This window comes from Synergistes jonesii, from assembly GCF_000712295.1.
GTDB classification, from domain to species: domain Bacteria; phylum Synergistota; class Synergistia; order Synergistales; family Synergistaceae; genus Synergistes; species Synergistes jonesii.
Map to the genome: position 1 here is coordinate 130,532 of NZ_JMKI01000021.1, position 12,040 is coordinate 142,571.

14 protein-coding genes are annotated in these 12,040 nt (G+C 60.8%); 3 read left to right on the plus strand and 11 right to left on the minus strand.

Translation table 11 applies throughout. The features are described from left to right. Positions 1-2: 2 nt before the first annotated feature. From secG to yfcE, 10 genes are all read right to left on the minus strand, one after another. The gene (gene secG, locus EH55_RS05210; RefSeq protein WP_037975395.1) at positions 3-230 is read right to left on the minus strand and encodes a preprotein translocase subunit SecG; all 228 of its coding nucleotides are present in this window, start codon (positions 228-230) and stop codon (positions 3-5) included. A gap of 62 nt (positions 231-292) precedes the next feature. Then, complete coding sequence (rdgB, locus tag EH55_RS05215; RefSeq protein WP_037975397.1) at positions 293-898, minus strand: RdgB/HAM1 family non-canonical purine NTP pyrophosphatase; 606 nt, start codon at positions 896-898, stop codon at positions 293-295. Then, a complete protein-coding gene (gene rph / locus EH55_RS05220; protein WP_037975399.1) occupies positions 889-1,653 on the minus strand; it encodes a ribonuclease PH in 765 nt (254 codons plus the stop codon). The genes rdgB and rph overlap by 10 nt, the downstream gene beginning before the upstream one ends. Next, the gene (locus EH55_RS05225; protein ID WP_037975400.1) at positions 1,653-2,507 is read right to left on the minus strand and encodes a hypothetical protein; all 855 of its coding nucleotides are present in this window, start codon (positions 2,505-2,507) and stop codon (positions 1,653-1,655) included. The genes rph and EH55_RS05225 overlap by 1 nt, the downstream gene beginning before the upstream one ends. 16 nt (positions 2,508-2,523) lie before the next feature. Continuing rightward, positions 2,524-3,951 carry an N-acetylmuramoyl-L-alanine amidase family protein gene (locus EH55_RS13420; protein ID WP_051682671.1) on the minus strand — a complete coding sequence of 476 codons (1,428 nt, stop codon included), beginning with the start codon at positions 3,949-3,951 and terminating at the stop codon, positions 2,524-2,526. Between the two features lie 7 nt (positions 3,952-3,958). Continuing rightward, positions 3,959-5,320, minus strand: a complete 1,362-nt coding sequence (locus EH55_RS05235; protein ID WP_037975402.1) for a TldD/PmbA family protein — start codon at positions 5,318-5,320, stop codon at positions 3,959-3,961. Next, positions 5,317-6,357: a threonine aldolase family protein gene (locus tag EH55_RS05240; protein WP_037975403.1), complete on the minus strand. Its 1,041-nt coding sequence runs from the start codon at positions 6,355-6,357 to the stop codon at positions 5,317-5,319. Before EH55_RS05240 ends, EH55_RS05235 begins: the two co-directional genes overlap by 4 nt. A 50-nt stretch (positions 6,358-6,407) precedes the next feature. After that, positions 6,408-7,232, minus strand: a complete 825-nt coding sequence (locus tag EH55_RS05245; protein WP_037975404.1) for a PHP domain-containing protein — start codon at positions 7,230-7,232, stop codon at positions 6,408-6,410. Continuing rightward, entirely contained in the window at positions 7,229-8,047 is an 819-nt protein-coding gene (locus EH55_RS05250) for a nucleoside phosphorylase-I family protein (protein WP_037975406.1), read from the minus strand. Before EH55_RS05250 ends, EH55_RS05245 begins: the two co-directional genes overlap by 4 nt. Continuing rightward, the gene (gene yfcE / locus EH55_RS05255; protein WP_037975409.1) at positions 8,034-8,606 is read right to left on the minus strand and encodes a phosphodiesterase; all 573 of its coding nucleotides are present in this window, start codon (positions 8,604-8,606) and stop codon (positions 8,034-8,036) included. Before yfcE ends, EH55_RS05250 begins: the two co-directional genes overlap by 14 nt. A gap of 91 nt (positions 8,607-8,697) precedes the next feature. Between yfcE and EH55_RS05260 the strand changes: the two genes are divergently transcribed. The 3 genes from EH55_RS05260 to EH55_RS05270 all read left to right on the plus strand — a co-directional run bounded on the left by EH55_RS05260 (position 8,698) and on the right by EH55_RS05270 (position 11,122). Further along, positions 8,698-9,063: a hypothetical protein gene (locus EH55_RS05260; RefSeq protein WP_037975410.1), complete on the plus strand. Its 366-nt coding sequence runs from the start codon at positions 8,698-8,700 to the stop codon at positions 9,061-9,063. A gap of 90 nt (positions 9,064-9,153) precedes the next feature. After that, positions 9,154-9,948: an ABC transporter ATP-binding protein gene (locus EH55_RS05265; protein ID WP_037975411.1), complete on the plus strand. Its 795-nt coding sequence runs from the start codon at positions 9,154-9,156 to the stop codon at positions 9,946-9,948. Between the two features lies 1 nt (position 9,949). Further along, complete coding sequence (locus EH55_RS05270) at positions 9,950-11,122, plus strand: SufB/SufD family protein (protein WP_037975412.1); 1,173 nt, start codon at positions 9,950-9,952, stop codon at positions 11,120-11,122. Positions 11,123-11,267: 145 nt separating this feature from the next. Here the strand turns inward: EH55_RS05270 and EH55_RS05275 are convergent, their stop codons facing one another. After that, positions 11,268-12,017, minus strand: coding sequence for a hypothetical protein (locus EH55_RS05275; protein ID WP_051682672.1), 750 nt, complete (start codon positions 12,015-12,017; stop codon positions 11,268-11,270). Positions 12,018-12,040: the final 23 nt, after the last annotated feature.

Below are 12,040 nucleotides of genomic sequence, written 5' to 3' on the forward strand. Positions count from 1 at the left end.
TTCTATCTGATTATTACCTGAACGATCGAAAGAATCATGAAGAGGGCTATCAAGATCGCGGTGACTTTAGTAAGCCCCGACATCCGCTGCCATGTGCCGCCCATATCGGCCTGGGTGCCGCCGCCCCCGAAGGAGCCGGTGAAGCCTCCGGACTTTCTGTGCTGCATCATCACCACAGCGATGAGCGCCGCGCATACAAGGATGTGAATGATTCTAAAAAGAATTATCACAAACCACACCTCCAAAAATTTTCTGACTCGACGGACGTAAAGGCCGTATCCGCCCAGCGCGATTACGCATTGCGTTCAGCGGACAATTGTACCACAGGTAGCAGCATTTCGGCTATAGTTTTCACCGCTTTTGCGCGGTGGGAAATCGTATTTTTTATTTTTTCGCCGAGTTGCGCGAAAGTTTTATCGTATCCGTCGGGGATAAAGGCCGGATCGTAGCCGAAACCGGACTCTCCCGCCGGGCTTTCGGCGATTCTTCCGGCGCAGTGTTCCGTCACGGCGAGAGTCCCCCTTCCGTCTGGGAAGACGACGGCTATCGAGCAGACGAAGCGCGCGGCGCGATTCTTTTCTCCCCTCATGGCGTCGAGCAGCCACTCCGTGCGCGCGGAGTCTTCGCCGGCGACGACGCGCGCCGACCGTACCCCCGGCGCCCCGCCGAGCGCTTCGACCTCCAGGCCACTGTCGTCGGCGAGCGCGGGAAGCCCGGCCGACTCCGCCCAAGCGCGCGCTTTGAGCAGCGCGTTTTCCTCGTAGCTCGCGCCCGTCTCTTCGACGTTGAGAGGAGAGGGGAAATCTCCGCCGAAAAGGAGCTCCACGCCGATCGGCGCGAGCTGCTCCTTCATTTCGCGGAATTTCCCCCTGTTCGAACTCGCAAGGATCATACGCATCTGTCGAAGAGTTCCCTTTCTCCTTCGCTGAGTTCGAGGACGTCGCGCTGCATCCGCTGGATTTCTGCGATGCCGTTCCAGCCGGCCGCGATTATCTCGGCGAGCTCGGCGCGCGAGAAGGAGCCGCCTTCGCCGGTGCCCTGCAGCTCAATGAAGTCTCCGGCGCCCGTCATCACGAGATTCGCGTCAACTTCGGCGGCGGCGTCCTCTTCGTAGCATAGGTCGAGCATGATGCGCCCGCCGACCTTGCCGACACTCACCGCTGCGATTTGCTTTTTAAGAGGTATCTCCGTTATCTTTTCCGTCTCGCGCATGAAGCGCAGCGCGTCGAAGAGCGCGATGAAGCCCGCCGAAATCGACGCAGTGCGCGTGCCGCCGTCGGCCTGCAGCACGTCGCAGTCTATAGTGACCGTCCTCTCGCCGAGCTGCGACAGTTCCACAGCGGCTCGCAGGGAGCGCCCTATAAGGCGCTGTATCTCGCTCGCGCGTCCGTTCACCCTTCCCTTCGCGGCGTCGCGCGGCGAACGCTGCGCCGTGGCGCGCGGGAGCATCGCGTATTCCGCCGTTATCCAGCCCGCGCCGTCGCCGCGCATGAAGGGCGGCACCTTCTCCTCCAAGGAGGCGGTGCAGAGCACGTGGGTGTCGCCCCAGCGCACGAGCGCCGAGCCCTCGGCGTAGCGGTTGACGCCGCGTTCGAAGGAGATTTCGCGCAGCTCGCGGAGTCCGCGCCCGTCGGCGCGCCGAATTTCTTCCATTATTCCGTCCTCTCCCACGGCTGTGAAAGGTCTACCGGATTCTGATCCTTTATCTCCTTCGAGTTGACGTAGAATTTTATTTTCTTAAGCGGCGGGAAGTTTTCCTGGACGGTCTTCACAAAACCGCAGAGCAGCAGTTCGGCCTTCTGTCTACCCAGGGCCTTAAGAGAGCTCTGGAACGAAGGCGTCATGTCCATATAGAGCCAGTCCCCTCCCTGGAAGATGTCGAACGTAGAGACGGAAGTGTCGAGTATTTTCTTTTCCTTGAGGCTGTCTATGTATATCGACAAAACCTTGGATATTATCTCTTCCTGCGTTCCGGCTCCGTTTATTTCGACCTCGCGCCGCGAAAGGGAGCCGTTCTCCGGTAGGTAAAGCGTGTACTTCTCGTTTGACGCTGAGACCGTCCCAGCCTTTTCGGCCTCCTTGACCTCAGAGCCGGCGCCGTAGACGTTGCCTATCCTTTCGCCGCCCTTTCTGTCGGACCAGCTGAAGAAGTAGTTCGTCGCAAGGTAGCCGCAGGCGAATAGGATGACCATCAGCGCTATCCAGGCGAATATGCGCACGATTTTCGGGGCCTTCGTCCCGCCCTCGTCGTAATCCTCTTCGTAAAATTCCTCTTCCGCGGATGAACTTCTTCTTCCGCGGCGCGTCGGCCTCGCCTCTTCCTCTTCGCCGTCGCGCGCGCGTTTGCCGCCGCGTTCGCGCAGGAGGCGCTCTTCCATGTCGAGCCTTTCCTCTTCCTCCTCGCGTTCGCGCAGGGTCTTTCTGCGCCGCACCGCCGGTGAGTCGTAGTCGTACTCTTTTTTGCCACGCACGACGAACTGGCGTTCTCTTTTTTCAGGATCTCTCATTTCGTCCCTCCGTCCGTTATCTTTGTGTCGGATGTTCTCTGATGTACTGTACGACGCCCTGCGCGATCGCGCGGCAGAGCTTGTCGCGGTATGACGCCGAGGAGAGCCTCGCCGCCTCCGGCGCGTTCGTCAGATAGCCCATTTCAACGAGGACGGCCGGCATCCCGGCGCCGCGCAGGACGAAGAAGGGCGCCTGGGCGACTTTTCTCATCGGAAGCCCCGCCGCCTTCGACGAACGGTGCAGCATCTCGGAGAGCGCGGTGCTTTCGTTTATTTTGTCGTTCTGCTGCATGTCGCCGAGTATCTTCAGCAGAAGCTGAGTTTTTTTGTCGGCGTTCTTCGCCGCCGCCGCGCTGTCCACGCCGGCCGAGACTTCCCTGTTTTCGGCGATGGCCAAGTTCATGGCGTCCCTGTCCGAGGGCAGCGCCATGATGTAGTATTCGAGCCCTGCGACGCCGCCGCGCCCCTTCGGCATCGCATTGCAGTGAAGGCTCACAAAGACGTCGGCGTCGTTTTTGTTCGCGAAGGCCGTACGCTCGGCGAGCTTCAGGAAGACGTCCTTGGCGCGCGTCAGCCGCGCATCGACGCCGTACGACGCCAAGATGCCCTTGAGCTGCAGCGCGGCCTTCAGGTTTATGTCCTTTTCGCGCACGTTGTTGGCCACGGCCCCCGGGTCGTGCCCGCCGTGTCCCGCGTCTACGACGACTATCGGACGTCTGTTCCCAGTGAAGGGAGAAGCCGCAGCCGGAGCGGCCGGCTGGGGCGGCGCGGGCTTTTCTTCGGGGGGCGCCGGCGGCTCGACGCTCGGCTGCTCTTCCGCCTTCGGCGCTTCGGCGCTCCGGGGGACCAGCTCCTGGGGCGCCGGCTCGCTGCCGTCGCTCTTGGCGCTCCGACGCTCCGCCGCCTCACGCTGCGCCCGCTCCGTCTCCGGCGAAGAGGGCTCGGCCTTCGGTATCTCCACGAGAGGCGCCCTGCCGGAGCGAGAATCACCCGGCGCGCTCTGATTCTGCGTGGGCTGCGCCGCAGGCTCCCGAGCCGGCGCGGCGCCCCAGCGGAAGTTCGCTTCTTTGCCGGTCGAGGCGAAGAAATATTCCACCGCGTCCTTCACGCCGCCCGCTTCGCCCCACCAGTGCCCGTCGCCGCTCGAAACGGGAATCGGAAGGCTCACTATCTTCCCCGCAGAGCGGACGACGTTCGACGCGTTCCAGAATTCGATCTTTCTGCCGCTCATCGTCGAAGATATCGACGTGAGGTCCCTTTTCGGGAGCAGGCCTAGCGACATGAGCACTTCGTCTATCGCGACTTCGCGATACGACGAGGTCGTGCGCGTCGGTATGTCCCCTTTTTTCACTGCTCCGTTCCACAGCTCGATCGTATCCTCCGCGCAAGCGCGGCAGTGTGGAATCAGAAGGAGCGCGGCCGCCGCGATAAGCAAGGCGGCCATTATTTTCCTATTTACCCGCAATGACAACATTTTCGACCACCATCGTCGGCGCGGCCACGGAGCCCGAGAACGTCAGGTCCGAGGCCACGGCCGTTATTTTTTTCATGAAGTCCGAGAGATTCGACGCGATAGTCACGCCGCTCACAGGGACGGTAAGATTTCCGTTTTCGATGCGCAGCCCCTTCGCACCGAGCGAAAAGTCTCCGCTTACGGGGTCCATCGTGTGAAGCCCCATGAACTCCGTTATGTACAGTCCGTTCGCTATCCGCGAGCGCAGGGCTTCGGGGCTTTCGCCGCCGGGCTCCAGGATCAGGTTCGTCGTGCCGACGTCCGGCAGGGAGGACATCCCCCTGCTGCAGTTGCCCGTCGAAAGGACGCCGTCCTTCGCGGCACACTGAAGGTTATAAAGGAAAGCGTTCGCCGTGCCGCCCTTTATAAGCTCGGTCCTTCCCGTGGGAACTCCTTCGTAGTCCCACGACGACGTGCCCTGCCGCCACGGGATGCGCCCGTCGTCGGTGAGGCTCACGCACGGCGACGCCACCGCCTCGCCGAGCCTGCCGCGCATCATCGAACGCCCCTTCTGCACGTCGGAGGCGCAGAAGAGCCTGCCTATGGCCTCCGCAAGCGACGCGGCGGCCTCAGGTTCGATCATCACGGTGTAAGAAGCGGTCGGAAGCGGCTCGCCGCCGAGCGCCGCGACCGTGTCTTTCACCGCGCGCTTCGCTATTCTTTCAACGTCGAATTCATCCATGCGGAGCGCTTCTATGCCGTAGCCGCCCTCTTCCGTATACTCTCCGCCGGCCGCGAGCACCAACACGCCGCAAGCGGCGCTCGAAGAGCTTTCCCAGCCCGAGAGCCCCTTCGTCGTCGCGAAGAAGGATTCTCCCCAGCCGTCGCGCCAGTACGCTTCGCGGACGGATTTGACGCGCGGGTCAGCTTCGCGTGCGACGCGCGTCATCTCAAGGCAGCGGCTCATGCGCTCCTCCCGGCTTATCGCGCGTATGCTCAGATCCTCGGCGTCGAGCTCCGGATCGCTAACGAGCGGTCCTTCGTAGAGCGTCACTCCCTCATCCGACTCCGACGCGCGCGCGTTGTGCAAGCTCCATTCGACAAGCGAGCCGACGGACGCTTTGTCGAGCCGGCTGCCGTAGGCTATGCCCTGGCGCCCGTCCGAGATTATCGTGCGCACCCCTATGCCGGCCGCTGAGCCGCTGGCGCACTCCTCTATCTCTCCGTCGAGCAGCGAAAGGGTGTTCCCGCGGCTCGCGCAGTAAATCACGTCGGCGCCGCCCGCCCCGCCCTTCAGCGCGCGGTCGAGTGCGTATTCCGCGAGGGCCTCGGCTTCGCCGCGCGCGGGAAATCCGCTCACGCCGACAGCACCTCTAAAATTATTTGTGCGGCGCTGACGACGTCCTCGCGCTCCACGTCAAGATGCGTTACAAGGCGGATGCGGCGCGGCGATATAGTATGGACGAGCAGCCCCTTTTCGAGGCATTTCGCTTCGAATTCCGCGTCGCTTATCTGCCCCTCCTTCAGCGGGAAGAAGAGCATGTTCGTCATGTTCTCAACCTCTTCGACCTCTACACCGCCGGCCTTCAGGAGCCTCGCCAGCAGCGCCGCGTTTTCGTGGTCCTCGGCGAGGCGCGCAACGTTGTTCTTCAGCGCGTAGAGCCCGGCGGCTGCGGCTATGCCGAGCTGCCTCTGAGCTCCGCCCAGGCGCTTGCGCCACCTTCTGGCTTCTTCTATGAACTCACGCGTGCCGCAGAGCATAGAGCCGAGCGGGGCCCCGAGCCCCTTCGAGAGGCAGAATTGCAGCGAATCGACCTCTTCTGCATAAACGCCGACGGGGACGCCGTGGCGTACCGCCGCGTTGAATATCCTCGCGCCGTCGAGGTGGACGTGAAAGCCGAGGCGCCTGCCCTCGCGCGCCGTCGCGGCGAACTTATCCGGCGGAACGGCTATGCCGCCCGCGTAGTTGTGCGTGTTCTCAAGCGCCAGCATCGTAGTCTGAGCGTGGTGTATGTCCCCGTCGGCGCGGCTGGCCGCCGAAAGCTCCTCCGGCGCCGGTATGCCGCCGTCGTCGTTAAGAGGATAAGGGCAGAGCCCCGCTATAGCGGAGAGGCCGCCGACCTCGGAGCACCATACGTGAGAGCGCCTGCCGGCGAGGACGCTCTCGCCGTGGCGCCCGGCCGTAGCAAAGGCGAGCAGGTTGCCCATCGTGCCGGAGCAGGCATAGATCGCCGCCTCCTTGCCGGTCATCTCAGCGGCGTATTCGCAGAGCTCGTTCGACGACGGGTCGTCGCCGTATATGTCGTCCCCGACCTCGGCCGACGCTATCACGCGGCGCATTTCCTCCGACGGCCTGGTCACTGTATCGCTCCTGAAGTCCATGATTTTATGACGCATTTGTCTCACCCTCCGATTATCTGTGATTTCTATCTGCGCTTTCTTATATTTTATCTTATGCCGAGCCTGGCCCACGGGAGCAGGTCGTCGGACACGGGCACGCCCAGCTCCACGCCGGCCTTGTTCCCCCCGTGGAAATCGGAACCCGCTGTCGCGTAGAGCCCGAACTTCTTTGCGAGCTTCAAATGACCGTATGTCACGTCGGGGGAGTTAGCGCCGTATATCGCCTCTATCCCCCACAGCCCGGCGTCTTTGAGTCTCTTTATCAGCGCGCGGAGCCCTTCGTCGTCGAGGCAGGTCTGGTACGGGTGCGCGAGCACTGCGAGCCCCCCGGCGCCGTTTATCAGAGAGATGCACTCTTCGGCCGAGAGGCGCTCCCGCGAGACGTAAGCGGCGGCCCCACGCGCGAGGTATTTAGCAAAGGCCTCGCCGACGGTCGAAACGTAGCCCCTCTCGACCAGCAGCCGCGCGATATGAGGACGCGCGACGACCTCACCTCCGGATATCTCTTCCGCCTCTTCTACAGTTACGTCCACGCCGAGCCTGCGCAGCTTTTCGCAGATCTTCAGGTTTCTGGCGCCGCGGCACCGGCGTATATAATCAAGGCGTTCTTCAAGGCGCGGCGAGCCCGGCGCTATCCTGTAGCCTAAGATGTGCAGCGTATACGGCGATTCGGCGGAAAGCTCTATGCCGCAGAGCCCGTGGATCCCCTCGTCTGCGCAGGCTTTCGAGAAGGGAAGGAGCCCGGACGTCGTGTCGTGGTCCGTGAGGGCCACGAGAAAAAGCCCGTGCCGGCGCGAAAGAAGCGCTATCTGCGCGGGCGTGCACGTGCCGTCGGAATAGCTGCTGTGGACGTGCATATCAATCGTCATCATCTCGGCGCCCCCTTATCGTCATCGTCGTCTCCCGGCTCGGAGGCGCCGCGCAGGAAAAGCTCGTGCGCGAGAATCGCCGCCGCCAGCGCAAGCTTCGCCGCATCCTCTTCGCCGAACGCTCCGGCCGTGCCCGCCTCAAGCTGCAGCACGCCGAGCTTTTCGGCGCGCGCGGCGAGCGGCGCCGACAGGATAGAGAGCGCGTCGCGGTCGAGAGGCTGGTCCCGCCCCGTCGACACCTTGGCTATCCTCATGCTCCTACCAGAGCCGTAGACCTTCCACGGCACACCGCCGTTCCTCTTGAGCGCGCGCTCCGGCAGGCCGAAATGTTCCGGCAGATAGAGGTCGCCCTTTACGTCCGCGAGGATTATAAAGACCGCCGCTTCCGGCGCCATCTCCTGCAGCGAGCGCCACGCGCATTCTACCATAGCGTCGAAACTTTCAGCCTTCGCCAGCTTTTCCGCGAAGAGCGCAAGAGCGGGCGCGAGCCGCTCCGACCTGTCTCTGAAATATAGCAGATAAGAGCTTATCGCAAAAAAGAGCGCGAAGAGCGACGCGACCTCCATCCACGTGAAGACGCCCGCGACCGCCGCCGCGACTGCGGAGCCGGCGCATATCACGAGGTTCGTTTTGTAAGGCCAGCGCCCGAATTCGTTCAGCCCTATAAACGCCGCGACTAACGTCGCGGCGAAGAAGGCGAAGACGCCGAACACACAGCTGAACGCCGCCCCCGCCGCAAGAAAGGCGATAAGAATCGCCGAAGCCCAGAATTTGCGAGGCCTGAAAAGCGGACTTAAAGAGCCTTTACCACTTTTCAAAGTGGAGTTCCTCTCCGTCAAGCGTCATTATCCTGATTCCCTCGTCCGTCATAATAGCCGCGCTCTCAGGGTCGCGCCCCTTGGGAATCGTCGTCGAGCCCGGGTTCAAAAATATCGTTTTCTTTTCTCGCACTAAAGAGCCGACGTGAGTGTGCCCGGAAATCGCCACGTCGACGTCGTTCTTCAGCGCCACCGCCCTCAGCAGGGGGAAATTGTCGCCGTGCATCATAAGCACCTTCCTGCCGCGCCAGACGAGCGCGACATGATTCGTTATCTGCGGATCGAGCACCATCGCGTCTACGGCCGCGTCGCAGTTGCCCTGCGCGATAAAGACGCGTCCTCCCTCTTTGCCGAATCTGTTTATCTCCTCCACCAGGTCGGCCGGGGTATAACCTCCCGGTATCGCGTTGCGCGGCCCGTGGTAGAGCACGTCTCCGGCGTGCAGCACCGTTCTGACCTCTGGGCCGAAAAGGACGAGCGCCTTCCGCCACGCTAAGCAGCTGCCGTGCGTGTCCGAAAGCACCCCGATCTTCCTATCGTCTATAGTTTCAGCGAACATAAAGCCACATCCCCTTATTTCTCACAAAAAGCCATTTTAATATTATAATTCAGAGCGGTATGAAAGATAAACACTACGGGAGGCAAATTATATGAATATCGATATAAAAAATCTCGAAGAGCAGGACATGAAGCAACTCGTCAAATCGCTCGAGCTCGTCTCGGCGCGCATTCTCGACTCCGTCGTCAAGACAAGCCAGCTCGCCGGCGGCGCGACACAGGAGATGCAGCTGCTATTCGACCAGTGGATCGAATGCCTCGGCGGTGCTCTGACCGACGCTGTTGACAAAGACGGCGCGATCATCCCCGAAAAGCTCGCGCAGGACATCGGCGTAACGCCAACGACGATAATCTCGCTCGCGCTCGCGCTGCACCGCATGGGAAAAATAAAAATAACGGAAGTTAAGGCGGCCCCGGCGAACGGCGAGAATACCGAGATCTGCGGCTGCCTCAAATAGCGCGCTTTTATTATTTTCCAGAACGTTATATACTTTTCGCAGTGAGAGATTGAGAACTTTTTAATTTGCTGCGAAGGGAAGGCTGAGATCATGGCGGATGAAAATCTGCTCGAAGTAAAGAATCTGCACGTCTCCGTCGACGGGCGCGAGGTGCTAAGCGGCGTCTCGCTGGAGGTCGGTCAGGGCGAAATACACGCGCTCTTCGGCCCCAACGGTTCCGGCAAGACGACGCTGCTGAACACCGTTATAGGTTTTTCGCGCTACAAGGTCACCGAGGGCGCCATTTATTTCAAGGGGCGCGACATCACAGGGGCGACGATCGATGAGCGCGCGCGCGCGGGCATAGGCATATCGTTCCAGAGGCCACCGACCGTGAGGGGCGTAGCGCTCCGCTCGCTGATCTCCTTCGGCAGAGAGGGGCTGACGCCCGAGGAGATAAAAAACGCCGCGGCAAAGCTCGACGCCGGGGAATTCCTCGACCGCGACGTAAACGCCGGGCTCTCGGGCGGGGAGATGAAGCGCACCGAGATGCTGCAGATAATCCTGCAACAGCCGGAGCTCGTCTGCCTCGACGAACCAGAATCGGGTGTCGACCTTGAAAACATGGCGCTGATCGGACGCGCCGCGAGAATCGCGCTCGGACGCGAAGAGGTCGGCGGCGATTCCTGCCTCCGCACGAGAAAGAGCCGCCGCGGCAGCTACCGCGCAGGGCTCGTCATCACGCATACGGGGCAGATAATGGATCATATCTACGTGGACAAGGGGCACGTGTTGATGAACGGCGAAATCGTATGCTCGGGCAACGCGCAGGAGCTGCTCGGCGAGATACGCAGCCACGGCTACACAGAATGCTTCCGCTGCGTCGGCTGCGACAGGAGAGGCTGAAATGAAGGAATATAAAGTCGAAGAACACATCAAAGATTTTTCCAGCGAAGCCCCGAGCCACGAAGAAGTAAAAAACCTCGCGGCGCTCGCCGCGGCCGACCGCGAGAGGCTGCTGCGCGCCGGCATAGACGAAGAGCAGAAGGCGGCGGGCACCTTCGTCCACGCGGATCACAGCACCGTCTACTGCAACTCGAACCTTAAGGGCGTGGAAATCGCGCCCATCTCCTACGCGCTCTTCAAGCACGACGGGCTCAGGGATTACTACTGGAAGATAATGGACAGAGAGAGGGACGCCTTCACAGAGCTCGCGGCGAAGCGCAAAGAGGGCGGCTACTTCATACGCAGCGAAAAGGGCGCGAAGGTGAACTACCCGGTGCAGGCCTGCATGTACCTCGAAACTAACGCCCTCGCGCAGGACGTCCACAACGTCGTCATCGCCGAAGAGGGCTCCGAGCTCAACATCATATCCGGCTGCGCGTCGGGGCCCAACGTCCGCTCGGGGCTCCACGTCGGAGTCTCCGAGATGTACGTCAAAAGGGGCGCGACGCTCTCCTTCACGATGGTGCACGACTGGGCCGAAGAGATGTCGGTGCGCCCCCGCACGACGGTCGTGGTCGAAGAGGGCGGCTGCTACATATCGAATTACATCTGCCTCAAGCCGGCCAAAGACCTGCAGATGTATCCGACCGTCTACCTCAACGGGGAAAACTCGGTGGCGACCTTCAACACCGTACTGATGGCCGGCCCTGGCTCGAAGATGGACACGGGCTCGCGCGTCTATCTGCGCGGCAGAGGCAGCCGCGCAGAAATCGTATCGCGCTCCGTATCGACCGGCGGCACGGTCTATGCGCGCGGGCATCTCATCGGCGAAGCCGCCGGAGTCAGGGCGCATCTCGAATGCAACGGGCTGCTGCTCTCCGACAGCGGGATGATTCACGCTGTGCCGGAGCTCGAAGCGCGGCACAAGGACCTTGAGATGTCGCACGAGGCCGCGGTCGGCAAGATCAACCAGGAAGAGACCGAGTACCTGATGGCGCGCGGTCTCTCCGAAGCGAAGGCTCAGTCGCTCATCGTCAAGGGCTTCCTTTCGCTCGACATCCTCGGGCTGCCCGACGCGCTGCGCGGCGACATAGAGAAGATAATAGAGGAGTCGACGGCGGCCGGCGCGATGTAAAATTTTTTTTGCCGAAGGCCCGCTGAAACCCTATGCGCCGCGACACCTTCGGAAGATATCTCAGCCGCATCGAATTTTCCGCTGCGGCTGCTTTTTTGCTGTCAATAACCAGAGAAAATGTCACTCTAATTGTTCTGAGAAAATGTCACCCCCTCCCTGTTTGTGTGTTATTATATATAGCAGGTTTGATTTTAAATCCACCCCGCCAGGGGTGGTCCGAAGCAGGCTTGTGTGGTGACACAACGCCTGCTTTCTTTTTCACGCCTACATCGATCGCTTTTTGCGCCCTAAACACCTTCTTCATTAGGACTGGCATGCCGTTTTGTATGACGTAAACGGCCCCGTCAAAGGTTTCCCTGACTTCCAGTATTCTTCCACGAACAAATACGGGGCTCTTTTCATCCTCTGGAGTATATATCTCCCCTTTGTATGATATGGTATTCCCCCCGCCGGCCCTTCTCGTGTCCCTTATGGAGAAAACAAGTCCGAGATCGATGCTTCTGTCAAAAGGCATGCAGGCGCTACCGTCCTCATGCGGCAGCACTGCAAACCTGCGGTTATAGTCGCTGATAAAACCTTCCGCTATCATCTTATTAGCGTCAGCGATGTTTGTGATGGATGAAAACCTCAATTCGGCGATGAGCCTGTCCTGAAATGTATTCCAGAGCCTTTCTATACGTCCCTTGGCCTGAGGGCTGTGCGCCGTTATCTGCTTTATACCAAGCTCATACAGCGCCTTGCCAAAGTTTGACAGCGGCAGCTCCGTTCCGCTCAAAATCTCATCGTCGGTCAACTCCTTGGGCGAACGGAATATAGTATGGCGGTCGCTGTATATGGACAGAGGCAATCCATATGCAAGCATCCCTTGTTCCAGCGCCGCGGCATAGCCGCGCATACATTCAGTTCAGTAAAGAACGC

Coding starts and splice junctions, on each gene's coding strand:
- EH55_RS05225 (WP_037975400.1), bottom strand. CDS start 2,507: ATGAGAGATCCTGAAAAAAGAGAACGCCAGTTCGTCGTGCGTGGCAAA.
- rdgB (WP_037975397.1), bottom strand. CDS start 898: ATGCGTATGATCCTTGCGAGTTCGAACAGGGGGAAATTCCGCGAAATG.
- EH55_RS05240 (WP_037975403.1), bottom strand. CDS start 6,357: ATGCGTCATAAAATCATGGACTTCAGGAGCGATACAGTGACCAGGCCG.
- EH55_RS05275 (WP_051682672.1), bottom strand. CDS start 12,017: ATGCGCGGCTATGCCGCGGCGCTGGAACAAGGGATGCTTGCATATGGA.
- rph (WP_037975399.1), bottom strand. CDS start 1,653: ATGGAAGAAATTCGGCGCGCCGACGGGCGCGGACTCCGCGAGCTGCGC.
- EH55_RS05245 (WP_037975404.1), bottom strand. CDS start 7,232: ATGATGACGATTGATATGCACGTCCACAGCAGCTATTCCGACGGCACG.
- EH55_RS05260 (WP_037975410.1), top strand. CDS start 8,698: ATGAATATCGATATAAAAAATCTCGAAGAGCAGGACATGAAGCAACTC.
- EH55_RS05270 (WP_037975412.1), top strand. CDS start 9,950: ATGAAGGAATATAAAGTCGAAGAACACATCAAAGATTTTTCCAGCGAA.
- EH55_RS05265 (WP_037975411.1), top strand. CDS start 9,154: ATGGCGGATGAAAATCTGCTCGAAGTAAAGAATCTGCACGTCTCCGTC.
- yfcE (WP_037975409.1), bottom strand. CDS start 8,606: ATGTTCGCTGAAACTATAGACGATAGGAAGATCGGGGTGCTTTCGGAC.
- EH55_RS13420 (WP_051682671.1), bottom strand. CDS start 3,951: ATGGCCGCCTTGCTTATCGCGGCGGCCGCGCTCCTTCTGATTCCACAC.